This window comes from Dorea phocaeensis (genome assembly GCF_900240315.1).
In the GTDB taxonomy this organism is placed as follows: domain Bacteria; phylum Bacillota; class Clostridia; order Lachnospirales; family Lachnospiraceae; genus Dorea_B; species Dorea_B phocaeensis.
Genome location: NZ_OEPZ01000002.1, coordinates 1 through 24,584 on the forward strand (window position 1 = coordinate 1; position 24,584 = coordinate 24,584).

Sequence of the window (24,584 nt, forward strand, 5' to 3'; positions counted from 1 at the left end):
TCCAAGAAAACTACTAGCTTTCTTATCCCTTTTACTGTTTTAAGGTTGACATTTTAAAATGTCTGTTCTGAATAATTCTCTGAAAGAATTTTCAGGGTTGTTGTCTATTGTTTAATTATCAAGGTTCGTTTTTGTTGTTTGCTCTCTTGCGACAGCCATATTAGATTATCACATTTCATCGAGCTTGTCAACAACTTTTTTAACTTTTTTTGTCGCTCTTGCGTTTCTCAGAAGCGCTCTCTCGCGACAGCTATATTAGATTACCACGGATGTTTTGAATTGTCAATGTTATTTTTATTTTTTCTTCATTTTAGACAATTGATACAATTCAACTCTTCTGAATACTTATTCATTGTATATTTTTTTCCAACTAAAATTCCCTTATCTTTCATTTTAAAGCAATCCCTCAAGCTATTTCGACATATTCTTTTCCACTTTCCTTTTAAAGTTTTTTACGAATATCGCTTATATGCATCTTTAGTGAACTATCTGTACAGTCTAGTATATCTTCACTAATACGGTCAAAAATTTATGATTTGGAACAACTTGCGACGGATTTTGTATTAAAAATTTCAGAATTGTATACACTGTTCACTTCACCTTGATACACAAGAAGCGATCAGCTACTCAACGTATAATATGAGTAAAAAAAATAAGCGTATCACTATTTTTAATGATACGCTTATCGTATTTTTCAAACAAAGTCTCTATGAGAACTCTTACTTGCTTGCGATAGCTGCCTGTGCTGCTGCAAGACGAGCGATCGGTACACGGAATGGTGAGCAAGATACGTAGTCTAAGCCAATCTTATGGCAGAATTCTACGGAGCTTGGATCTCCACCGTGCTCTCCACAGATACCAATGTGAAGGTTTGGATTAACTGGTTTGCCTAATGCGATAGACATTTCCATTAACTTACCAACACCTGTCTGGTCAAGCTTAGCAAATGGATCATTCTCGAAGATCTTAGCATCATAGTAAGCATCTAAGAACTTACCAGCATCGTCACGAGAGAATCCGAATGCCATCTGTGTTAAGTCGTTTGTACCGAAGCAGAAGAAATCAGCTTCTTTAGCGATCTCGTCAGCTGTCAGAGCTGCTCTTGGGATCTCGATCATTGTACCAACTTCGTACTTCAGATCAGAACCTGCTGCAGCGATTTCAGCGTCAGCTGTCTCTACAACGATCTTCTTAACATATTTTAACTCTTTCACATCTCCAACAAGTGGAATCATGATCTCTGGGCATACATTCCAGTCAGCGTGTGCTTTCTGTACATTGATAGCTGCACGGATAACAGCTCTTGTCTGCATCTTAGCAATCTCTGGATAAGTAACTGCAAGACGGCATCCACGGTGTCCCATCATTGGGTTGAACTCATGTAAGCTGTCGATGATTGCTTTGATCTGCTCAACAGTCTTGCCCTGAGAATCAGCCAGTTTCTTAATGTCTTCTTCCTCTGTAGGAACGAACTCATGAAGCGGTGGATCAAGGAAACGGATTGTAACCGGGTTACCTTCCAGTGCCTCGTATAATGCTTCAAAGTCTCCCTGCTGCTCTGGAAGGATCTTCTCAAGTGCAGCTTCTCTTTCTTCTACAGTCTCAGAACAGATCATCTCACGGAATGCATCAATTCTGTTTCCTTCGAAGAACATGTGCTCTGTACGGCAAAGTCCGATACCTTCTGCACCAAGCTCACGAGCTTTTTTAGCGTCTGCAGGTGTATCTGCATTTGTACGAACTTTCATTGTTCTGTATTTGTCAGCCCATCCCATGATTCTTCCGAACTCACCAGCGATTGTAGCATCAACTGTTGGGATGATTCCGTCATAGATAGCTCCTGTAGATCCGTCAAGAGAAATAGAATCTCCTTCGTGGAACTCTTTACCAGCTAATGTAAATTTCTTGTTTTCTTCGTCCATAACGATGTCGCCACATCCAGATACACAGCATGTACCCATTCCACGTGCAACTACGGCAGCGTGAGATGTCATACCACCACGAACTGTCAGGATACCCTGAGCAGACTTCATACCTGTGATATCTTCTGGAGATGTCTCAAGACGAACAAGGATAACCTTCTCTCCTCTTGCAGCCCAAGCTACAGCGTCATCTGCTGTAAATACAACTTTACCACAAGCTGCTCCTGGAGATGCTCCAAGTGCTTTGCCCATTGGTGTTGCAGCCTTTAATGCAGCAGCATCGAACTGTGGGTGAAGCAGAGTATCAAGGTTTCTTGGATCGATCATAGCTACAGCTTCTTCTTCTGTTCTCATTCCCTCGTCAACAAGGTCACAAGCGATCTTCAGAGCAGCCTGTGCTGTTCTCTTACCATTACGTGTCTGAAGCATATACAGTTTACCATGCTCTACAGTAAACTCCATATCCTGCATATCTCTGTAGTGTTTTTCAAGTGTATTACATACTTCTTTGAACTGAGCAAATGCCTCTGGGAATTTCTGCTCCATCTCGGAAATGTGCATTGGTGTACGAACACCAGCAACTACGTCCTCACCCTGTGCATTTGTAAGGAACTCTCCGAACAGACCATTTTCTCCTGTAGCTGGGTCACGTGTAAACGCAACACCTGTACCACAGTCATCACCCATGTTACCAAATGCCATCATCTGTACGTTAACAGCTGTTCCCCAAGAATATGGGATATCATTATCACGACGATATACATTTGCACGAGGGTTGTCCCAAGAACGGAATACTGCTTTTACAGCTCCCATTAACTGCTCTTTAGCATCAGATGGGAAGTCTTCACCAATTTTAGCTTTGTACTCAGCTTTGAACTGTCCAGCAAGTGTCTTAAGGTCTTCTGCTGTAAGGTCAACGTCCTGAGTTACACCTTTTTCTTCTTTCATCTTGTCGATAAGCTCTTCAAAATATTTCTTACCAACTTCCATAACTACGTCAGAGTACATCTGGATAAATCTTCTGTAGCAATCCCATGCCCAACGTGGATTACCAGAAGCTTCTGCCAATGCCTCTACTACATCTTCATTCAAACCAAGGTTCAGGATTGTATCCATCATACCTGGCATAGAAGCTCTTGCTCCAGAACGAACGGATACAAGAAGCGGATTCTCTTTATCGCCAAATTTCTTTCCTGCAACTGCTTCAAGTTTTACGATAGCATCCATAATCTGATCCATGATCTCATCATTGATCTTTCTGCCATCTTCATAGTACTGTGTACAAGCCTCTGTTGTTACAGTGAATCCCTGTGGTACCGGGAGTCCAAGGCTTGTCATCTCAGCAAGGTTAGCGCCTTTTCCACCAAGAAGGTTTCTCATTGTAGCGTTACCTTCGGTAAACATATAAACCCATTTTGCCATGTTACATGACCTCCTACACTATTTTTTTCTAAGTCGCACATCTATTTTACTGGTTTTGCCAGTTTTCGTCAAGAGGTTTCAGCATAAGAATCACAGGGGATGCAGGCTTTTTCCAAAGTCCTGCATCCCCTGCCGTCATTTCTACATATTTTTCAGAAATGCCTTATATCCTCTGTAGGCTTCATATATATCCGCCTTACTTGTCACTTCCCACGGTGCATGCATATTCAAAACCGCCACACCACTGTCGATCACTTCCATTCCATAGTTCGCCATAATGTATGCAATGGTTCCGCCGCCGCCTTCATCTACTTTTCCAAGCTCTGCAAACTGGTAAGCGACATCCTCCTGATCCATTGCATTTCTAAGCTGCGCAAGATATTCTGCATTTGCATCGTTGGATCCGCTTTTTCCTCTGCTTCCTGTAAACTTATTAAATACCAGTCCTTTCGCGAAAAACGCAGCGCTTCTCTTTTCAAATGCTTCTGCATACATCGGATCATATGCTGCACTGACATCGGAAGAAAGCATTTTAGAATTCTGAAGAGCTCTTCTAACCTTCAATTCAGACTCCTCTCCAGATAAAGCAACCAATTCTGCCACTACGTTCTCAAAGAATCGAGAATGCATTCCGGTAGCACCTACGCTTCCGATTTCCTCTTTATCTACCAGAATACAGCACGCTGTCCGGTCTACCGCTTCTACATCCAACATTGCAAACAAGGATGTAAATGCACAAACACGGTCATCCTGTCCATAAGCGATCACCATGCTTCGATCAATTCCGCAGTCCCTTGCGCGCCCTGCCGGTACAATTTCCAATTCCGCAGACACAAAATCTTCTTCTTCCATGTTATAATATTCTTTTAGAATATTCATAACATTCGCTTTTACTGCTTCTTTTTCTTCTTTTTCCAGGCTCTCACTTTGGTCAATCGGGCAGCTGCCAAACAAAAGATCCAGCTTCTCTCCTTCAATCACAGCATTGGCCTTCTTTTCCATCTGTTTTGCAGCCAGGTGTACCAACAAGTCTGTAATAACAAACACCGGATCATTTTCCTGTTCTCCAATGTTAATCTCCACTACCGTCCCATCTTTTTTGGCAACTACTCCATGGATTGCAAGAGGAAGTGTCACCCACTGATATTTTTTAATTCCTCCGTAATAATGAGTATCCAGATAAGCCAGTTCTTCATTTTCATACAATGGATTCTGCTTTACATCAATACGCGGAGAATCAATGTGTGCGCCTAGAATATTCATACCATTTTCCAAGGGCTGTTTCCCAATATGAAACATGGCAATACTTTTCTTCATGCAAACTGCGTAAACCTTATCTCCTGACTTTAATGCCTCTCCTGATTTCCAAAACGACTCCAGACTTCTGTATCCTTGCGCTTCAATTTCTTTTACCGTATATTGAATACATTCTCTCTCAGTCTTACCTATATCCAGACCTTTTTTATATTTTTCCGCGATCTTTTGCAGTTCCTGATGCTCTGCCTCACCATACACGCTCCATCTGTTTTTTCTTTCCATAAAATTGCAACTCCTTTCTGCCTTTCCATTTAGTATAACACAAAATCAGAGACATGGCAGTTCTTAGTTTTGCCACGTCCCTGACTTATTATTTCTTACATCCAGCATTTTGGATTTTTATTTCATCTCATCTCTGACTTCTTTGAAGCATTTTACAATGAAATCAATATCTTCCTTGGTATGACTTGCACACACCTGCGTACGGATTCTTGCTTTTCCTTTCGGCACAACCGGATAAGAAAATGCAACCACATACACACCCTTTTCCATCATCCTTCTTGCAAATTCTGCTGCCGTCTTCTCATCGTACAACATAACCGGAACACAAGGATGGGTTCCCGGAATAATATCAAATCCATTATCTACCAGTTCTTTTCGATAGTATGCTGTAACTTCTTCCAAATGATCCCGAAGTTCCGTACTCTCATCCAGCATATCAAACAATTCTATACTTGCTCCTGCAATTGCCGGTGCAAGAGAATTAGAGAACAGATAGGGACGGCTTCTCTGACGCAGCAGATCAATAATCTCTTTTCGTCCAGATGTATAGCCGCCGGATGCTCCTCCAAGAGCTTTTCCAAGGGTTCCCGTAATAACATCTACACGCCCCTGAACTCCACAGTATTCCGGTGTTCCGCGTCCGGTTTTTCCAACGAATCCAACCGCATGACTGTCATCTACCATCACCAGCGCGTGGTACTTATCCGCCAGATCGCAGACCCCTTTCAGGTTACAGATAATTCCGTCCATAGAGAAGACTCCATCCGTCGCAATCAGTTTAATTCTTGCTCCCGCTTCATCTGCCTCTTTCAGTTTTGCTTCCAGATCTTCCATGTCGTTATTTTTGTAGCGGAACCGTTTTGCTTTGCAAAGACGTACTCCGTCAATAATAGAAGCATGGTTTAATTCATCACTGATCACCGCATCATCCGCAGTCAAAATCGTTTCAAACAAGCCTCCATTTGCATCAAAACAGGAAGAATAAAGAATCGTATCATCCATTCCCAGGAAATCAGAAATCTTCTTCTCCAGTTTTTTATGAATGTCCTGCGTTCCGCAGATAAAACGTACAGACGCTACTCCATATCCTTTTTCATCGTAGGTTCGTTTTGCCGCTTCAATCAAACGCGGATGATCCCCTAATCCCAGATAATTATTCGCACACATGCACAGAAGCTCTCTTCCGTCTTCCATTTTCACACGCGCTCCCTGCGGAGAAACAAATGGAGCTTCCCCTTTAAAAAGACCGGCTTCTTTGATGCTCTCTACCTCTTTGGTATAAATCTCTAAAATGTCGTTTTTTCTTTCCATCTTTCTTGATTCTTCCTTTCTTTTATATTCTGCTACACTGTTCTGCCGCCAATCATCTTCTAGTCGTTCACATGCGCCCAGTCCAGAATCACCTTTCCTGAATTGCCCGAAATCATTGCTTCAAATCCCTTTTCATAGTCTTTGATATCAAAATGATGGGTAATAATGCCAGAAATATCAAGTCCTGCCTGAAGCATCGTAGACATCTTGTACCAGGTGTCCCAAACCTTTCTTCCATAGATACCGCGCAGATTCAATCCATTAAAAATTACCGTTTCAAGATCTACCTTTGCATCGGTTCTCTGAAGCCCCAGAAGTGCAATCTTACCGCCATGCTTCATACTGTGGATCATATCATGAAGACCCGCCTGAGAACCAGACATTTCAAGTCCCACATCGAAACCTTCTGTCATACCGATTTCTTTCATTACATCGAAAATATTTTCCTGCGCCAGATTCACAGCTTTAGTCGCCCCAAGCTTCATCGCCAGATCCAGACGGTACTGATTAAAATCGGTTATAACGACATGGCGCGCGCCGGAAAACTTCGCAATTGCCGCCGCCATAATTCCAATCGGTCCTGCTCCTGCAATCAGCACATCCTCTCCCAACATATCATAAGAGAGTGCTGTATGCGTTGCATTTCCAAACGGATCAAAAATTGCATACATCTCTTCCGGAATATTGGGATTACACGGCCACACATTGGAGGAAGGAATGACTAAATACTCGGCAAATGCACCATTTCTGTTGACGCCCACTCCCTTTGCATCCTTGCAGTTCTCTTTGTGACCTTCCAAACAGTTCCGGCACTTTCCACAAGTAATGTGACCTTCTCCGGATACCAGATCACCGATCTTAAATCCCTTTACACCTGCGCCGACTTCACACACTTCCCCAACATACTCGTGTCCGGCAGTCAGACCGATTGGTATTGTATGCTGTGCCCAGTCATTCCACTGATAAATGTGCACATCCGTTCCACAGATTGCGGTCTTATGAATTTTGATCTTTACATCATTGGGTCCGACTTCCGGAATCGGCACACGCTTCATCCAAAGTCCTTCTTCTGGTTTTTCCTTTACAAGCGCCCACATCATTCCATCTCTTTTTTCACTCACCGTATTTTCCTCCTGTTTTTTCATGAATCATCCTATCGCCGATGTCCTTTTTTAGTATTATAACATCCCTTCTTCTGTCAGACAACGAATTTTTGCCCCACTTTTTTGTGCATTTTGATATTTATTTCACATATAACGCCTTATTTTTTTGACACTATTTACAACTTTCTATTTACAAAATTTTATTTTTTCTTTATAATTTGGAGTGTTAACATTGATATATTCACATGAAGTTCTGATGGCTTACCCACCTCTTAATCTTGCAATATATCAATAATGTCTCGGGAATAAAGTAGAAAGTGAGGGAAGCAGCTGATGGAATATCTTTCCATAAGCTGCGAAAAGCAACATGAAAAAAGCATTTGAAAAATGGAATAGTATCAGCCTTGTACTGAGAATCCTATGCGGTCTTATCATAGGTATCATTCTCGGGCTGACCATCCCTAAGGCAACCGCAATCATTCTTTTTGGAGACCTTTTTGTCGGCGCATTAAAAGCAATTGCACCACTTCTTGTATTCTTCCTGGTTATGAGTGCTCTTGCCCACATGGGAGAAGGTCAGAAAACAAACATGGGATTTATCGTAATGCTCTACATGCTGGGCAACTTATTCTCAGCATTGGTATCCGTTATCGCATGTAGGTTGTTCCCAATCACGCTAACACTGGCAGAAGCAGCCGGCGGAGATATGGCACCTCCAAGCGGAGTCGGAGAGGTCTTAAAGAACCTGTTACTGAATGTAGTAGCAAACCCTGTCGGTTCTATCGTAAACGGAAACTATATCGGAATTCTGGCATGGGCCTGCATCTTTGGTATTGCATTAAAAGGATCATCCAGTGCAACCAAGAAGATACTGGACGACTTCTCAGAGGCAATTTCCACTGGTGTTAAGTGGGTTATCAGCTTCGCACCCTTTGGTATTATGGGACTGATCTTCAACGTAATCTCTACTTCCGGATTAAAGGCTCTTCTGTCCTACGGTCGTCTGATCCTGGTACTGGTTGGAAGCATGGCATTCGTTGCTCTTGTTATGAATCCAATTATCGTATTTTTGTGCACCAGAAAAAATCCATACCCACTGGTATTCAAGTGTCTGGCAAAAAGCTTTATTACCGCCTTCTTCACACGCAGTTCCGCTGCAAATATCCCTGTTAATATGGAACTCTGTGAAGAAATGGGACTGGACGAAGAACAATATTCTATCTCCATCCCACTTGGCGCAACGATTAACATGGCCGGTGCAGCCATTACCATCTCTGTAATGGCACTGTCTGCAGCACACACCATGGGCATCAGCGTAGACTTCGGAACTGCCCTTGTACTGTGCGTTCTTGCAGCTCTTAGTGCAGCCGGAGCTTCCGGTGTAGCCGGTGGTTCTCTGCTTCTGATCCCAATGGCCTGCGGACTGTTCGGAATTCCATCTGAAATTGCAATGCAGGTTGTCGGCGTCGGCTTCATTATCGGAGTAATTCAGGACTCCTGCGAGACAGGATTAAACTCCTCCACAGACGTTCTGTTTACTGCCGCTGCAGAACTCAGAGACAGAAGATTGCACCCGGAATATTACAAAGACAAACCAGAAGTAAAATGCTAAACAAATCATTTTATGAAAAGACCTGGGATCCGACAAACTGTCGGACCCCAGGTCTTTTCTCATATATGCTCTTCTGTCTTTTCAAACTTTCCGCATCAATTACCACTCAAATTTTTTCTCAAAATATGCTTCCAAATCTTCAATCTTGATTCTCTCCTGCTCCATGGTATCGCGGTCACGAACGGTTACCGCTCCATCTTCTTCAGAATCGAAATCATAGGTAATACAGAATGGAGTTCCGATCTCGTCCTGACGGCGGTAACGTTTTCCAATGTTACCCCTCTCGTCAAACTCGCAGTTATATTTCTTAGCAAGTCGTGCATAGATCTTCTCCGCTCCTTCACTCAGCTTCTTAGAAAGTGGAAGAATACCAATCTTCACTGGAGCCAATGCAGGATGGAAACGAAGCACCGTTCTTATATCTCCGCCTTCCAGTTCTTCCTCATCGTACGCACTGCACAGGAATGCCAGAACCATACGGTCTGCTCCCAAAGACGGTTCAATTACGTATGGAATATATTTGATCTTCTTCTCATCGTCAAAATAGGTCAAATCCTGCTTGGATACATTCTGATGCTGTGTCAGGTCGAAATCTGTTCTATCTGCAATTCCCCAAAGTTCACCCCATCCAAACGGGAACAGGAATTCAATGTCCGTGGTTGCTTTACTGTAATGGCTCAGCTCTTCCGGTGAATGATCACGGTAACGCATCTCATCTTCCTTGATTCCAAGTGTCTCCAGCCAATCCAAACAGAACTTCTTCCAATATGCATGCCATTCCAGATCTGTATCCGGCTCACAGAAGAATTCCATCTCCATCTGCTCAAATTCTCTGGTACGGAAGGTGAAGTTACCCGGTGTAATCTCGTTTCGGAAAGATTTTCCAATCTGGCAGATACCAAATGGAAGTTTCTTTCTGGATGTACGCTGTACGTTCTTAAAGTTTACAAAAATACCCTGCGCTGTCTCAGGACGAAGATATACTACGCTCTTAGCATCCTCTGTAACTCCCTGAAACGTCTTGAACATCAGATTGAATTCCCGGATCTCTGTAAAATTATGTTTTCCGCAGGTCGGACATGGAATATTATTCTCTTTGATATATGCTTCCATCTGCTCATGGCTCCAGCCATCAATACTGTCTCCAATATCCAGTCCATGTTCATGGGCATAATCTTCAATCATCTTATCCGCGCGGAAACGCTCGTGACATTCTTTACAATCCATCAGAGGATCACTGAATCCTCCCAAATGTCCGCTAGCAACCCATGTCTGTGGATTCATCAGAATTGCACAATCCACACCTACATTATATGGAGACTCCTGTACAAACTTCTGCCACCATGCTCTCTTTACATTGTTCTTCAACTCAACTCCAAGATTACCGTAATCCCATGTGTTCGCAAGTCCGCCATAGATCTCAGACCCCGGATATACGAATCCTCTTGACTTTGCCAAAGCTACAATCTTATCCATCGTCTTTTCTACCATATTCCTCATCCTCACCTTCTAATTGTTTCATAGTGCTAATCATTATACCAGTTACCACAACCTGTTTTCAAGTCTTATTATACAATTACATTTCCGATGTAATCGTCTTTAAAATTTCCAATGATTTAAAGTGACGATCCACATAACCTGCCAGATACCTTTCCGCCACTACTTCCAACTCTTTCAACACTTCATCCTTTACAACGAAATTATATAATTTCTCAACTGAAGAACCGACAATATACTGCATCGTATACAATGTAGAAGGCAAAAGCGAAATTCCATCCGCAACCTGATTTCTGCACTTTTCACAGACCAAACCTCCGCGTTTTACACTAAACAGAAGATTACCTTCCGTCTTTCCACAAGCCACACATCCAAATACCTGAGGTCCTTCTCCGTTAATGCTTACCGCTTTCAGTTCGTATATACACCGAATCAAACGGTTCGGAATATGTGGATTCAAAAGCGCCCGAAGCGTCTGGTATAAGAGTTTCAAAAGTGTGGTCTCATCATTCGCCTCCCGCGCATAATACCCCGCAAGATCCATAAAATAGAAACCATAATAAGCCCCTTCCACATCTGTGCGCAGCTCGGAAAAGTAATTGGAAATAGAGGCCGACACCAGCGTGTATGATGTCCGCCCCTCATATACCGTAAATTTCCCGAAGGAAAATGGGCTTGTCACTCCCACAAGCCCGCTATGAGGGCGCCTTGCCCCACGGGCAAAGGCTGAAATCTTCCCTCTTTCCTTCGTCAGAATCACCACCCGTCTGTCATATTCCCCGACAGGCGCTGCCTGCAGCACCATTCCTGTCACTGTTATCTGATTCACCACTTGCTGCACCTTCAAAGCGATCTGTTATTAAACCGCTTTCCATACCTTTGTAATCTAAATAATCTGTAATTTTCCCTGTTTTCATAAATTGGTTCCAGTATTCCTCTTCCATGATCTCACCTCATCCTGCGTTATAGGATTAGGTTCCCCCATGGCTTACGGACTTATTCTTCTTCCCGATATCCAAAATTTTTCATCAGGAATTCACTGTCTCTCCAGTCCTTCTTCACTTTTACCCAAAGCTTTAAATTCACTTGAGTATCTAGCATTTTTTCAATCTCATACCGCGCTGTGCTTCCAATCTTTTTCAGCATAGATCCCTGTTTCCCGATAATGATTCCTTTGTGAGAATCTCGTTCACAGATGATGGTAGCGTCGATATGCATCACCTTATTTTTCTTCTTCATCTGATCAATCGCCACTGCAATCCCATGCGGAATCTCTTCCTGCAGGCAGTGAAGCGCCTTTTCCCGGATTAACTCTGCTACGATTTGACGCTCCGGCTGATCTGTAATCGTATCCTCACTGTAAAACTGCGGTCCATACGGAAGATATTTCATAATCACCTTTAACAGTTCTTCTGTATTCTCGCCGCTTCTTGCAGATACCGGTACGATTTCCGCAAAGTCATAAATATCTTTGTATGCAGAAATCGCTGTCAGAATCTCTTCTTTTTTCACGCTGTCGATTTTATTAATCACTAGAATTACCGGCGTATTGACCCGACCAAGCTGTTTTGCAATATGCTGTTCCCCCGCTCCGATAAATGTAGTCGGCTCCACCAGCCACAGCACCACATCTACATCATTTAATGTCTGCTGAGCCACATTTACCATGTATTCTCCCAACTTGTTCTTCGCCTTGTGAATTCCAGGCGTATCAACAAACACAATCTGCCCTTCCTCCATCGTAAGAACCGTCTGAATCCGGTTTCTTGTTGTCTGTGGTTTATTAGACGTAATCGCAATCTTCTGTCCAATCAGATGATTCATAAGCGTTGACTTTCCTACGTTTGGACGCCCAATCAGCGTCACAAATCCTGATTTAAAATCACTTCTCATATCTTCCCGCATAATCTCCTCTATCTTTTTCTCGTCTGTACTTTGCCTCTTACCGCATTTTTAAAACCGCTAAAAATTTGTAATATTCTGGAATAATTCCCGATCTTCTTCGATCTTCTCTTCCCCGCCGATCACGCAGATTTGGTCCGCTCTTAGCACAGCCTCCACTACGGGCGCAAGCTTTCTGATATCCTCCTGCTGCGCCTCCAGAATCTGGCAGCGTTCTGTTTGAATCATTTCCTCAGATACCCGGTTCATATACAAATTCATAGAACGCTCTCCTTTAATGGCCGGAGTCATCGGCTGATCAATATTACTCATCGTTCCGATAATATATTTTGTCATATCACGATCTGTCACTGTAAAGTTCTCAAGGTAATCTACTACCCCTTCATAAACATCCATCGTACGCTTTAAATTCGGATCACGATAGGAAACAAAATATCCTTCTCCAATCCGGTTAAAATTAGTCATACAGCCATAAGCTCCACCGATCACTCGCACATTCTGCCATAGATAATCATAACTTAAAATCACTTTCAGAATCTGCAAAGCGCCATGATATGGTACCCCTTGATCAATAAAATTACCAGCCCTTGCCACATATTGTACCTTTGACGCTGTTTTAAAGCCTTCATTCTTCTTCTCGCAATGGAGGATACAAGGCGTCTCTTTTGTTTCTTCCTCAAAGAGCCTTTTCTTCAGCCCTTCGATCATCGTCTCCATTCCAGAAAGCCCCGCCTTCGATGCGGTAAAACTGATCATCATCCGGTCCGAACGGAAAAGCTTTTTAGTAAGATTTGTAAGAATTTCTGTCAAACGGGCTTTTTCTTCCTCGAAATGTTCTTCCAGATAAGCGACCTTTTCATAAAATTCAATTCCACTCGTCATATCTTTCAGTTTTGCTGAAGGAGATGCATAAGACATCGCTCGAAGAGCTGCTGTTGTATGCCCGGATGACTGGAACTTCATCAACAATCTTGACTTCAGCATTGCCAGAATTTCTTTCATCCGCTTCGTATCTTCAAGCTTCGACTCCGCTAATATTTCCCCGATCATTTCAAACGCCATCGGAAGTTTCTGATACAGCGCTTTTGCCTTGACTTCAAAAGTCGAACGGAATACTTTCTCTTTTACATTTGTCACATCGTTATAAAGTTCCAGAGAAGTTCCAATTCCACCTGTATGCACATTAATTTCATTGAATAATTCACCATACTCATAGTGAGTTGTATCAATAATCCCCAGTACAGACTGCAAAATTCCCAAATATGGAAGCTCTTCTTCTGCAACATCAGACGCATCGAACATAACATCCATATATCCGATTCCATTGGTCTCAATTTCATGGAATACCACCGGAACGCCTGCAATCGTCAGTTCTTCATTGATAATTGGTGCAATTTCCCCGGAAATATCTTCCCGTTTCAGAATCGGAATTCGTTCCAGATCCTCCTCTGCATCCGGTTCAGACTGATAAGCCTCCAAAGCTTTGGTTCGTTCCACCAGACGCTCCTGTTCTTCCTTACTCAAACTCATCTTGTATGCCTGAAGCGCTTCTTCCAGCTCTTTCTCCATTCTGGCTGTGCGTCCACGCTCCGGCTTCACAACCACAATCGCCCCATGGGTGTTATCAAGCAAATACCTCTGAATCAGCTGCTCATAGTAATCTGTCTGTACTTGTTTTTTCAAAAATTCAAACGTATCCAGCGCTTCTATATGAATAAACGGTTTTTCATCATCATACAGCCAGCTATCCATCATCTGAAGTCCGTACATCAAGCCCTTTGGATAATTTCCAAAATCCGCCTCCCGATAACGGAATTCATGGTAATTAATCCCAGCTTCCAATGCTTTCTTATCAATCCCGTCTGTTACTAGTGTCCGCAGAACATCTTCCACCGTCTCGACAAATATATCCTTCTGAGACTTCTCAGCATTCTTTGCAATCACAGAAAAAATCGGCTGGTAGATTCCATTATCATAAGATCCCATAATATCCTTACCGATTCCCGCATCTGTAAGCGCCTTCTTAAGCGGCGCTCCAGGAGCAGACAACAGCGCATAATCCAGAATTTGAAATGCAAGATACAATTCGCGGTCAAGGCTTGTACCGATCACTTTATTATAAGAAAGGTACGTATTTTCGCTTTCAGATTCATCGCTTGCTATGGAATATGCTATTTCTTTTTCTACGACTTCTGTAAAGGGATCCTGATATTTGATCTTTGAATCCACCTGTATTTCCTCATAGTCGCTTAAGTATTCAAGATCCAGCCACTTCAGTTTTTCCTCCATATCCATATCGCCATACAGATAAATATAACTGTTGGATGGATGATAATATTTCTGATGGAAATCTAAGAACTGCTCATACGTAAGTTCCGGAATTACTTCCGGATCTCCGCCAGATTCGTTCGCATAGGAGGTATCCGGGAACAACGTATTCAATACCACACGATCCAGCACGCCTTCCGGAGATGAAAATGCTCCCTTCATCTCATTGTAGACAACACCATTGTATTCCAGCTTGTCATCCAGTGAATCCAGTTTATAACTCCACCCTTCCTGCCGGAAAATTTCTTCATGCTGATAAATATTCGGATGCAGCACCGCATCCATATACACGTGCATCAAATTCTGAAAGTCTTTGTCATTGCAGCTCGCCACCGGGTATACCGTCTTATCCGGATAGGTCATTGCATTTAAAAAGGTGTTCAACGAACCTTTAACCAGCTCCACAAACGGGTCTTTTGCAGGAAAATTTTTAGAACCGCACAGAACCGAATGTTCCATAATATGCGGTACACCGGTACTATCGGACGGCGGTGTCCGAAATCCGATACTGAACACCTTATTCTCGTCGTCATTTTCCACCAGCAGCACACGCGCCCCACTCTTTTTGTGCCGCAGCAAATAACCTTTCGCCTGAATCCCCGGCAAATTCTCTTCTTTCTGAAGTTCGTATGCCTGTAAATGATTTATATTCATATCGTTTATGCCTCTCCTTTCAAGAAAATAAATTCCATAACTACTATTCTATCCTTTTTTTCTGCTTTTCTCAAGTTCTTCCTTTTTTCCATTCTCGAAAAATCATTTTCTTAATTCTTTTTCCAGCAATATCAAATTCACATTTGGGATTCCGTTAAATACACAGGGAACTGCTCCAGCCTCTCGATACCCTAATTTTCGATACAACGACCGGGCGGCCGCGTTCTTTTCATTCGTGTCCATACGCAGCACGCGGCATCCCCTCGCTTCAGCATATGTTTCATAAAAATCCACGAACTTACTTCCAATCCCTTTTCTTCCCTCGTCCGGACTAACCACTAATGTATGCAGTACCATCACTTCTTCCGCCTTTGCAGGATACTGCCAAATTCCGTCTGCATAGACATCCACCTGACTTTGATTGATAATTGCCGATGCCGTAATCTTCCCTTCTTCCTCAAACACAAATAATTCTTGCCGTTCAAAAGCGGCCCTTGCCGTATTTTCCACCGGATACACGTCTGGAAGCCATCCTATTTTTAACTTTCCCTTCCGTTCTTCTTCGTGAATTTTTTGATAAATCGACACAACAGAAGCGATATCTTCCGAGGAAGCCTTTCGAAATCCTGTCATCTTCTTTTCCAACACACCCTTATCCTTTCTCCTGTACTTATTTCAACTCATAACCCTCTGCTACAATCTTCCTTTTATGATAAGTATAACCGATTCTTCTATTCATTCCTAGCCTTTCTAATATGAATCCTAGCTTCTTCCTACACAAAAAAACTGGTGCAGCCTTTCGACCACACCAGTTTCAATCCCACTTTATAAGATTTTCCAGTTTCTTCTATGCCTTCTGATCCGTCACTTTTTTGATTACCAAAATAGTACCTATCATCAGGACAATTCCTATCGGCAGACAGATAAATGCATTCTGAACAAAGCCCGTAATAATATAGTTAACAAATGTTACTGCTGCAACCGTAATTGCGTATGGAAGCTGTGTCGTAACATGGTTTACATGGTTACACTGCGCTCCTGCCGATGCCATAATCGTCGTATCTGAAATCGGCGAACAGTGATCTCCACAAACCGCACCTGCCATACATGCAGAAATAGAAATGATCATCATCGTCTCATTCGTTCCCTGGAATACTGCTACTACAATCGGAATCAGAATTCCGAAAGTTCCCCAGGACGTTCCTGTTGCAAATGCTAAGAAACATCCCACCAGGAAGATAATTGCCGGAAGCAGATTTAAAAGTCCTCCTGCTGCGGAGTTCATAATTCCTGCTACATATTCTGCTGCTCCAAGACTATCCGTCATCGCTTTCAGCGTCCAGGCAAAGGTCAAAATCAAAATCGCCGGCACCATCGCCTTGAACCCTTCCGGAACACAAGCCATAGATTCGCTAAATTTCAATACCTTTCGCACTGCATAGAAAATTACGGTAATCACAAACGCAAAGAAACTTCCAAACATCAGACCCACGGATGCATCACTATTAGAAAACGCTTCCACAAATCCAGTTCCGCTAAAGAATCCACCCGTATAAATCATTCCAATCACACAGGCAATAATCAGTACTGCAATCGGAAATACCAAATCGATAACCTTTCCCTTACTCTCATCAACTTCCTCTTCCGCATTTGCATATGGACGATCCGGTGTCGTATAAAGGTCTCCTTTAACAGCGTTGCTCTCATGCAGCTTCATCGGGCCATAGTCAACTTTCAGCCATACAATCGTCAGCATCATCACAATTGTCAGAAGCGCATAAAAGTTGTAAGGAATCGCTCTGATAAACATAGCAAATCCATCTTCCCCTTCTACAAAACCAGTAACGGCTGCAGCCCAGGAAGAAATCGGCGCGATAATACAAACAGGAGCCGCTGTTGCATCAATCAAATAAGCCAGTTTTGCACGGGATACATTATGTTTATCCGTTACCGGACGCATAACGCTTCCAACTGTTAAACAGTTAAAATAATCATCAATAAAAATCAGCACTCCCAAAGCGATTGTTGCCAGCTGTGCACCGACTCTACTCTTAATATGCTCGCTTGCCCAACGCCCAAACGCAGCTGATCCTCCAGCTTTATTCATCATACACACCATAATTCCAAGAATTACCAGGAATACCAGAATTCCCACATTATAGCTGTCAGACAGGACTCCTACAATTCCATCCTGAAAAACATGGGTAATCGTCTTCTCAAACTGAAATCCGGACCAAAATACTCCTCCGATCAGAATTCCAACAAACAAAGAACTATAAACTTCTTTTGTAATCAATGCCAACACAATTGCCACTACAGGTGGAACCAGCGCCCAAAATGACGCATACATGTCCGGCACATATTCCGCTGCTTCTTCCGCCGCAAACACAGTCATCGAGCTGCAAAGAAGAATACACAGAACTGTCAAGGTACCCCAAAGGGCTTTTTTCTTTCCTCTCATTTTCTCATTTCCTTTCTTTGGTATCTTAAACTTTACGAATAACTAACTCGGAGACCCCTATTTACAGGAAATCCTGCAAAATAAAAAAACGCCATGAAAACGCAGTTTTTCGCTTTCATGGCAGAACCATCTAACATCCGTACATCCGCAGATTGATTATTTTCGATAGATTGTTTATTCTGATAGCGCTCCACTGCTGTGACAGTCCGTGACATCTTCTGCCCACGTCCCAGAGATCAAACTTGGAATCATTTCATCTCTTCGGCAAATTCCCCTTTCTTCAGAAAACAGTCTTCCAAACTCTCGCTCCCTGAATACTGATGAAATTCGCACCTCTATCAAGTCCTAATTATTCATATAGTACTATATATACCACTTTCCAGTATAAAAGTCAATACTTTAAAGTGCTAAGCCCGCTATAACAATACACTCGGCAATACAATATCGCTGTTTTCCTTTATATAAAAGGCAGAAAAATATGCCTCCTCCAACGGAATCCATCGCTTTATAAACATCGAAAGCTTCTCTTCCCCATTTCGCTTTCGGATCCTCCTAATCTGCTCTTTTGGATCAACGTCTAAAAATATTTTCAAATTCCAGTGCTTCTGGAATGCCGGATGACAACTGTATGCCCCCTCAACGATTACCACCGAAGCAGACTCCACCTTAACCCACTCTCCAAACTCCATTTTTTGACAATCAAATATACGATACGAAAAACTTTCTCCCGAAACTAAAGGGTTTATTACCTCATCCCGGAAGCGTTCTCGATCTACATTTCCGCCCGGTTCGGCAAGCCTCTCTTCTGTTCTTTGATGACGCTGCAAAAAGAAATGATCCATCTGAATCACCGGGCAATGCATATGAATACCCATTTCTCTTGCAAACGTCGTCTTTCCCGCTGCACATCTCCCATCAACTGCAATAATATAGGGGCTTTTCATCATACTTCTCCTTCCTGTTTTTCCTCTAGTTCCCATCCTGCCCGTCTCACCGCCGACATAATTGCCGGGATCAGAATTAACTGCAGAAGAATCCCCGGAATCGCATTCAGAAACGCACCTGATACGAACATCTTCCATCCAAATGCACTGCCGTTAACGCCAAGTAATACAACCTCTGCCATCCCCCACACAATTCTACCACAAATCATCGCCGCCACCAGCGCACGGTATACAGACACCGTTGTCTTCTTTTCTAAACGTGTATACAGGATCCCCACTATTGCACCATATGTAGCGAGCTCAAACACCATCGCTATCGCCATCGGATATAACATCGGCATTCCAAAAATGAACGAACGCAGAATCGGAAGGATCATTCCCGTCGCCAGTCCATAGAACCATCCACAAATAAGCCCACACAAAAGCACTGGAATGTGCATTGGAAGCAGCATATTTCCAATTTTAGGAATCTGTCCGGTAAAAAACGGGAGCACCATACCAATTGCGAGAAACATTGCTGACAACGTTAGTTTTTGTGTTCTTTTTTTCATACCAATTCCTCCAAATCCTTCTTCTAATATCGCTTCTTTTATCATACAGGACGCTTCCATTTTCATCAATAATAAAAAACAGAAAGAACACAAAAAATACGGTGAAGCTTTCGCTTCACCGTATTCAATCCCATCGGGAAAATTTCTGTAACCTTCTCAGATCTTATTCCTCTCCGTAAAGAGTAACAAGTTTCTTAAGATAAGCATATCTTTCCATAGCTTCTTTCTCATTCAATGCGAAGAGTCTTTCAGCCTTTTCTGGATCTGCTCTCTTAAGAGCGTTGTAACGAACTTCTCCATCAAGGAATGCCTGATATTCTTCCTGCTTAGGCTCTTTGCTGTCTAATGTAAACTTAGCGCCTTCTGCTGCAGGATTGAATCTGAAGTTGTTCCAGTATCCACACTCTACTGCTAACTGTTCCTCAGTCTGAGCTTTGCTCATACCCTTCTTAATACCATGGTTGATACATGGAGCGTAAGCAATGATAAGTGATGGTCCTGGATATGCCTCAGCCTCTGCAATTGCTTTTACAGTTTGGTTGAAGTCTGCACCCATAGCGATCTGTGCTACGTATACATAACCATAACTCATAGCGATTCCTGCAAGGTCTTTCTTCTTCGTCTCTTTTCCGCCTGCAGCGAACTGTGCTGTAGCACCAGTCTTTGTAGCCTTAGAAGACTGTCCACCTGTGTTAGAGTAAACTTCTGTATCGAATACCATGACATTGATGTCTTCTCCACTTGCTAATACATGGTCAACACCACCAAATCCGATATCATAAGCCCATCCGTCACCACCGAAGATCCACTGAGATTTCTTAGCGAGGAAGTCTTTATTCTTAACGATATCCTTACATGTATCACAGTCACATCCATCTAAAGCTGCAACTAATTTATCTGTTGCATCTCCGTTAGATACGCCGCAGTTAAATGTATCAAGATATTCCTGACAAGCTGCTTTTACATCAGCAGATGCTGCATCAGATGCTGCAACAGCCTCAACTTCTTCTTTTAATCTCTTTCTGATTGCCTTCTGAGCAAGTAACATACCATAACCAAACTCAGCATTGTCCTCAAACAGTGAGTTGCCCCATGCAGGACCCTGTCCCTTAGAGTTTACTGTGTATGGTGTAGACGGTGAAGAGTTACCCCAGATAGAAGAACATCCTGTTGCGTTTGCAATGTACATTCTGTCACCGAATAACTGTGTGATCAGTTTTGCATAAGGTGTCTCACCACAACCTGCACATGCTCCTGAGAACTCAAGGAGTGGCTGTTTGAACTGGCTTCCCTTAACTGTCTCTGGTTTGAATTTAGCAACAACTTCTGGTTTTACTTCAATCTCTCTTCCGAAATCAAATACTTCCTGAGAAGCTACATTTTCTTCCAGACTCTTCATAACAAGAGCTTTTTCACCCTTCTTACCTGGACATACGTTAGCACAAGAGCCACATCCTGTACAGTCAAGAGCTGATACTGTCATTGTAAATTTCATTCCCGGCATACCGATCATATCGATTGCTTTTGTTCCTTCTGGAGCTTTTGCAAGTTCTTCTTCTGTAAGAGCTACCGGACGGATAACAGCGTGTGGACATACATATGCACAACGGTTACACTGAATACAGTTTTCTTCCTGCCATACCGGAATATCTACTGCGATACCACGTTTCTCGTACGCAGAAGATCCAGATGGTGTAGATCCATCTACATAATCATTGAATGCAGATACTGGAAGTGAGTTACCTTCCTGAGCATTAACCTTAGCCTGAATATTTTTAACGAAATCAACAACGTCTTCTTTTCCACCCTTAACTTCTGGTGTGAATAAGCCTTCGTCTTCACAAGATTTCCAAGACTCTGGTACTTCTACTTCAACAACCTGTTTTGCACCTGCATCGATTGCATCGTAGTTCATCTGTACGATCTTGTCACCTTTTCTTCCGTAAGTAGCCTTAGCAGCTTTCTTCATAAGATCAATTGCTTCTTCCTCTGGAATGATAGAAGCCAGTTTGAAGAATGCAGACTGAAGAACTGTATTGATACGTCCGCCAAGTCCGATTTCTTTACCGATCTTGATACCATCAATTGTGTAGAATTTGATGTTGTGGTCAGCAATATAAGCCTTTACCTGTCCTGGTAAGTGTTTCTCAAGTCCTTCCATATCCCATGGGCAGTTCAGAAGGAATGTACCGCCATCAACAAGTTCCTGAACCATGTTGTACTTATTTACATAAGATGGATTATGACAAGCTACAAAGTTTGCCTGTTTGATCAGGTATGTTGATTTGATCGGGCTCTTACCAAAACGTAAGTGAGACATTGTTACACCACCAGACTTCTTAGAGTCATAGTCAAAGTAAGCCTGTGCATACATGTCAGTGTTATCACCAATGATCTTAATGGAGTTCTTGTTTGCTCCAACCGTTCCGTCTGCTCCAAGTCCCCAGAACTTACAGTTAATAGTTCCTTCTGGAGTCGTAACGATCTCTTTTCCTGTCTCAAGGGAAAGATTTGTAACATCATCCACAATACCAATTGTGAATCTTGCTTTTTCTGTATTGTTAAATGCTGCAACGATCTGTGCAGGTGTTGTATCTTTGGAACCTAATCCATAACGTCCGCAGTTTACTGGAACTGCTTCGAATTTCGTTCCCTTTAATGCAGATACTACATCAAGGTATAATGGCTCACCCTGTGCTCCTGGCTCTTTTGTTCTGTCAAGAACATTGATCACCTTAACTGTCTCAGGGATAGCATCAACTAATGCCTGTGCGCAGAATGGTCTGTAAAGACGAACTTTCACAACACCAACCTTTTCGCCTGCTGCCAGCATGTAATCGATTGTCTCTTCAATGGTGTCACATACAGAACCCATAGCAACGATTACTTTCTCTGCGTCTGGTGCTCCATAGTAGTTGAATAATTTGTAGTTTGTTCCGATCTTCTCATTAACCTTGTCCATGTATTCCTGAACGATTGCCGGCATAGCATCGTAGTATGGGTTACATGCTTCTCTTGCCTGGAAGAAGATATCCGGGTTCTGAGCGGAACCTCTCTGACATGGGTGATTTGGATTAAGCGCATGATTTCTGAACTCATCGATTGCATCCATATCTACCATGTCCTTCAGATCTTCGTAATCCCATGTCTCAATCTTCTGAATCTCATGAGAAGTACGGAATCCATCAAAGAAGTTGATAAATGGAAGTTTTCCTTTCAGTGCTGCGCAGTGTGCAACCGGTGTCAGGTCCATAACTTCCTGAACGCTGGATTCACAAAGCATAGCTGCTCCTGTCTGACGACATGCATACACGTCAGAATGATCTCCGAAAATAGATAAAGCGTGGCTTGCAAGGGCACGTGCAGACACGTTAAATACACCCGGAAGCTGCTCACCGGCTACTTTATATAAGTTAGGAATCATCAACAGTAAGCCTTGAGAAGCTGTAAAGGTTGTTGTAAGAGCTCCTGCTGCCAGAGAACCATGTACAGCTCCTGCTGCTCCTGCCTCTGACTGCATCTCTGTTACCTGTACAGTCTGTCCAAAAATATTTTTTCTACCCTCGGTAGCCCACTCATCTACATGCTCTGGCATAACAGATGATGGTGTAATCGGGTAAATAGCCGCAACTTCGGTATACGCATAGGAAGCGTGAGCTGCTGCCTGATTACCATCCATGGTCTTCATTTTTCTTGCCATTTTTGTTGTTCCTCCTTAAAATTTAATACAAATTTTTATAATTTGACGTGTATAATTATTATAGCCCTTGCCCTTTTAAAAGTCTAGTCATTCTTAGTTTTATTTTGTTCATTTTCCTGTACAACTCCCCCCTTTTCTCAAAGAATCTTCTGTTATTTTCTCTAACTACTCAGCTCTCCAATTATTTGAATATTGTTATGTTTTTTTTAAATTTTCTGCAAAATCATCTTTTCAAATCCTTTTCCGTCTGCTATAACAGGTAAAAATTATACCAATCCACCGTCCACCATGGATTGGAGTGATCTTTATGAAGAAATCAGAAACAACTTATGCCCCCGAAACAAACGGACACGACCTTTGGAACTCTCGCTTCGGCTATGTCATGGTGGCTGCCGGCGCCGCTATCGGTCTTGGCAATATCTGGCGTTTTCCTTATCTTGCCTATCAGGGTGGCGGCGGTACCTTCATCCTAATTTACATTATTGTCGTATTCCTTATGGGATATCCAATGATTCAGGCTGAAAGTGCGATCGGACGTTACGCACGCGCAAATGTTGCCGATTCTTTTGGGAAAATCCGCAAACGCTATCGATTTATCGGCTGGATTGCCATTCTCTGTACTGCCATCATTGACATGTATTACGTCATCATCGGCGGGTGGGTGGTAAAATACTTTACAACTTACATAACAGGCACTGATTTTGGTTCAGATACAACGATTTATTTCAACGAATTCACCTCCTCCACGGCAGAGCCACTGATCTATGCCGCCATTTTGGTTACATTTACTGCTATTATGCTGTTCTTTGGCATCACCAATCTGGTAGAAAAAGTCACTAAAGTGATTATGCCTTTCCTATTTATTCTGCTTGTTGTCTGTGGTATTTGGGCGATTTTTTCATCTCCCGGCGCAGTAGATGGTCTCAAATGGTACCTTACGCCTGATTTCAGCAAGCTCAGCATCAAAGTATTTGCAGATGCTGCTACACAGGTGCTGTTTTCTATCGGAATCGGCTGGGGTATCTTTGTCACCTTGGGAGCCAGCCTCCCTCATAAAAGCAACATAAAAAAAGACGCACTATGGATTGGCGTCTGTGATACTACCGTTGCGCTTTTATCCGGATTTGTTATTATCCCATCCGCATTTGGCGCCAACGTAGATATGGCCAGTGGTCCTTCCCTGATCTTTATCGTAATGACTCAGATCTTCGGGAGACTTCCGGGAGGCCACATTATCGGCATACTATTTTTCATGGCTTTGATTTTTGCGGTTCTTTCAACATTGTTTACTGTATTTGAAATTCCGATCAAATGGATTGAGGAAACACTGCATATCTCCCGCCGTAAAGCAACAGTTCTGGTTTCTTCTGTTATTTTCGCCGGCGGAATCATTGTATCACTTGGCTTTGGTATTCTAAGCGAAGTACAGCTTCCGTGGTTCGATATCCATGGCATTTCCTACTACAATATTTACAGCTGGCTAGACACCTTCACAGCCTACGTACTACTGCCGCTTGGTTGTCTTCTAACCTGCTTCTATGTATCAAAAATATTCAAGCAGCTAATAAAAAGGAAAGTTCACCATGAACTTTCCCTTTTATCTTGACCCTCTTATTTCATAAACCAACCGCGGTCGAC

16 protein-coding genes and 1 riboswitch are annotated in these 24,584 nt (G+C 42.7%); of the genes, 2 read left to right on the forward strand and 14 right to left on the reverse strand.

Annotated elements, in window-relative coordinates; all coding sequences use genetic code 11:
* Nucleotides 1-719 precede the first annotated feature (719 nt).
* The 4 genes from ppdK to tdh form a co-directional block, all read right to left on the reverse strand.
* Nucleotides 720-3,344: a pyruvate, phosphate dikinase gene (gene ppdK / locus C0979_RS03935; protein ID WP_101694795.1), complete on the reverse strand. Its 2,625-nt coding sequence runs from the start codon at nucleotides 3,342-3,344 to the stop codon at nucleotides 720-722.
* A gap of 141 nt (nucleotides 3,345-3,485) precedes the next feature.
* Nucleotides 3,486-4,883, reverse strand: coding sequence for an aminopeptidase (locus C0979_RS03940; RefSeq protein WP_101694796.1), 1,398 nt, complete (start codon nucleotides 4,881-4,883; stop codon nucleotides 3,486-3,488).
* A gap of 117 nt (nucleotides 4,884-5,000) precedes the next feature.
* Entirely contained in the window at nucleotides 5,001-6,194 is a 1,194-nt protein-coding gene (locus C0979_RS03945; protein WP_101694797.1) for a glycine C-acetyltransferase, read from the reverse strand.
* A 59-nt stretch (nucleotides 6,195-6,253) separates the two neighbouring features.
* Entirely contained in the window at nucleotides 6,254-7,294 is a 1,041-nt protein-coding gene (gene tdh, locus C0979_RS03950; protein WP_173814661.1) for an L-threonine 3-dehydrogenase, read from the reverse strand.
* 370 nt (nucleotides 7,295-7,664) lie between these two features.
* Here tdh and sstT point away from each other — a divergent pair, with 370 nt between their 5' ends.
* Nucleotides 7,665-8,909, forward strand: a complete 1,245-nt coding sequence (sstT, locus tag C0979_RS03955; protein WP_101694799.1) for a serine/threonine transporter SstT — start codon at nucleotides 7,665-7,667, stop codon at nucleotides 8,907-8,909.
* A gap of 99 nt (nucleotides 8,910-9,008) precedes the next feature.
* Here sstT and C0979_RS03960 read toward each other — a convergent pair whose 3' ends face one another.
* The 10 genes from C0979_RS03960 to nifJ form a co-directional block, all read right to left on the reverse strand.
* On the reverse strand, nucleotides 9,009-10,400 hold the full coding sequence (locus C0979_RS03960) for a glycine--tRNA ligase (protein ID WP_101694800.1): 1,392 nt from the start codon (nucleotides 10,398-10,400) through the stop codon (nucleotides 9,009-9,011).
* Nucleotides 10,401-10,485: 85 nt separating this feature from the next.
* Nucleotides 10,486-11,235, reverse strand: coding sequence for a DNA repair protein RecO (gene recO / locus C0979_RS03965; protein ID WP_101695302.1), 750 nt, complete (start codon nucleotides 11,233-11,235; stop codon nucleotides 10,486-10,488).
* Complete coding sequence (locus C0979_RS11840; protein ID WP_159459850.1) at nucleotides 11,177-11,350, reverse strand: hypothetical protein; 174 nt, start codon at nucleotides 11,348-11,350, stop codon at nucleotides 11,177-11,179. Before C0979_RS11840 ends, recO begins: the two co-directional genes overlap by 59 nt.
* A gap of 52 nt (nucleotides 11,351-11,402) precedes the next feature.
* Nucleotides 11,403-12,299 carry a GTPase Era gene (era, locus tag C0979_RS03970; protein WP_101695303.1) on the reverse strand — a complete coding sequence of 299 codons (897 nt, stop codon included), beginning with the start codon at nucleotides 12,297-12,299 and terminating at the stop codon, nucleotides 11,403-11,405.
* A 69-nt stretch (nucleotides 12,300-12,368) separates the two neighbouring features.
* Nucleotides 12,369-15,290: an insulinase family protein gene (locus C0979_RS03975; protein ID WP_101694801.1), complete on the reverse strand. Its 2,922-nt coding sequence runs from the start codon at nucleotides 15,288-15,290 to the stop codon at nucleotides 12,369-12,371.
* A 102-nt stretch (nucleotides 15,291-15,392) separates the two neighbouring features.
* Nucleotides 15,393-15,938, reverse strand: a complete 546-nt coding sequence (locus tag C0979_RS03980; protein ID WP_242962642.1) for a GNAT family N-acetyltransferase — start codon at nucleotides 15,936-15,938, stop codon at nucleotides 15,393-15,395.
* A gap of 199 nt (nucleotides 15,939-16,137) precedes the next feature.
* Entirely contained in the window at nucleotides 16,138-17,751 is a 1,614-nt protein-coding gene (locus tag C0979_RS03985; protein ID WP_101694802.1) for a Na+/H+ antiporter NhaC family protein, read from the reverse strand.
* A 175-nt stretch (nucleotides 17,752-17,926) separates the two neighbouring features.
* A riboswitch (Lysine riboswitch) is annotated at nucleotides 17,927-18,097 on the reverse strand.
* 70 nt (nucleotides 18,098-18,167) lie between these two features.
* A complete protein-coding gene (locus C0979_RS03990; RefSeq protein WP_101694803.1) occupies nucleotides 18,168-18,698 on the reverse strand; it encodes a uridine kinase family protein in 531 nt (176 codons plus the stop codon).
* Nucleotides 18,695-19,246 (reverse strand): ECF transporter S component, encoded by a 552-nt coding sequence (locus tag C0979_RS03995; RefSeq protein ID WP_101695305.1) that lies wholly within the window; start codon nucleotides 19,244-19,246, stop codon nucleotides 18,695-18,697. The genes C0979_RS03990 and C0979_RS03995 overlap by 4 nt, the downstream gene beginning before the upstream one ends.
* Before the next feature lie 163 nt (nucleotides 19,247-19,409).
* Nucleotides 19,410-22,946, reverse strand: a complete 3,537-nt coding sequence (gene nifJ, locus C0979_RS04000; protein ID WP_101694804.1) for a pyruvate:ferredoxin (flavodoxin) oxidoreductase — start codon at nucleotides 22,944-22,946, stop codon at nucleotides 19,410-19,412.
* A 307-nt stretch (nucleotides 22,947-23,253) separates the two neighbouring features.
* Here nifJ and C0979_RS04005 point away from each other — a divergent pair, with 307 nt between their 5' ends.
* Nucleotides 23,254-24,552 (forward strand): sodium-dependent transporter, encoded by a 1,299-nt coding sequence (locus C0979_RS04005; protein ID WP_101694805.1) that lies wholly within the window; start codon nucleotides 23,254-23,256, stop codon nucleotides 24,550-24,552.
* The last annotated feature ends 32 nt before the right edge of the window (nucleotides 24,553-24,584 follow it).

What these genes read in the sequence shown, in the direction of transcription:
- C0979_RS03945 (WP_101694797.1), bottom strand. Translation starts at nt 6,194, where the DNA reads ATGGAAAGAAAAAACGACATTTTAGAGATTTATACCAAAGAGGTAGAG.
- nifJ (WP_101694804.1), bottom strand. Translation starts at nt 22,946, where the DNA reads ATGGCAAGAAAAATGAAGACCATGGATGGTAATCAGGCAGCAGCTCAC.
- C0979_RS03975 (WP_101694801.1), bottom strand. Translation starts at nt 15,290, where the DNA reads ATGAATATAAATCATTTACAGGCATACGAACTTCAGAAAGAAGAGAAT.
- C0979_RS03985 (WP_101694802.1), bottom strand. Translation starts at nt 17,751, where the DNA reads ATGAGAGGAAAGAAAAAAGCCCTTTGGGGTACCTTGACAGTTCTGTGT.
- C0979_RS11840 (WP_159459850.1), bottom strand. Translation starts at nt 11,350, where the DNA reads ATGGAAGAGGAATACTGGAACCAATTTATGAAAACAGGGAAAATTACA.
- tdh (WP_173814661.1), bottom strand. Translation starts at nt 7,294, where the DNA reads ATGATGTGGGCGCTTGTAAAGGAAAAACCAGAAGAAGGACTTTGGATG.
- sstT (WP_101694799.1), top strand. Translation starts at nt 7,665, where the DNA reads ATGAAAAAAGCATTTGAAAAATGGAATAGTATCAGCCTTGTACTGAGA.
- C0979_RS03995 (WP_101695305.1), bottom strand. Translation starts at nt 19,246, where the DNA reads ATGAAAAAAAGAACACAAAAACTAACGTTGTCAGCAATGTTTCTCGCA.
- C0979_RS03960 (WP_101694800.1), bottom strand. Translation starts at nt 10,400, where the DNA reads ATGGTAGAAAAGACGATGGATAAGATTGTAGCTTTGGCAAAGTCAAGA.
- C0979_RS03940 (WP_101694796.1), bottom strand. Translation starts at nt 4,883, where the DNA reads ATGGAAAGAAAAAACAGATGGAGCGTGTATGGTGAGGCAGAGCATCAG.
- ppdK (WP_101694795.1), bottom strand. Translation starts at nt 3,344, where the DNA reads ATGGCAAAATGGGTTTATATGTTTACCGAAGGTAACGCTACAATGAGA.
- era (WP_101695303.1), bottom strand. Translation starts at nt 12,299, where the DNA reads ATGAGAAGTGATTTTAAATCAGGATTTGTGACGCTGATTGGGCGTCCA.
- C0979_RS03990 (WP_101694803.1), bottom strand. Translation starts at nt 18,698, where the DNA reads ATGATGAAAAGCCCCTATATTATTGCAGTTGATGGGAGATGTGCAGCG.
- C0979_RS04005 (WP_101694805.1), top strand. Translation starts at nt 23,254, where the DNA reads ATGAAGAAATCAGAAACAACTTATGCCCCCGAAACAAACGGACACGAC.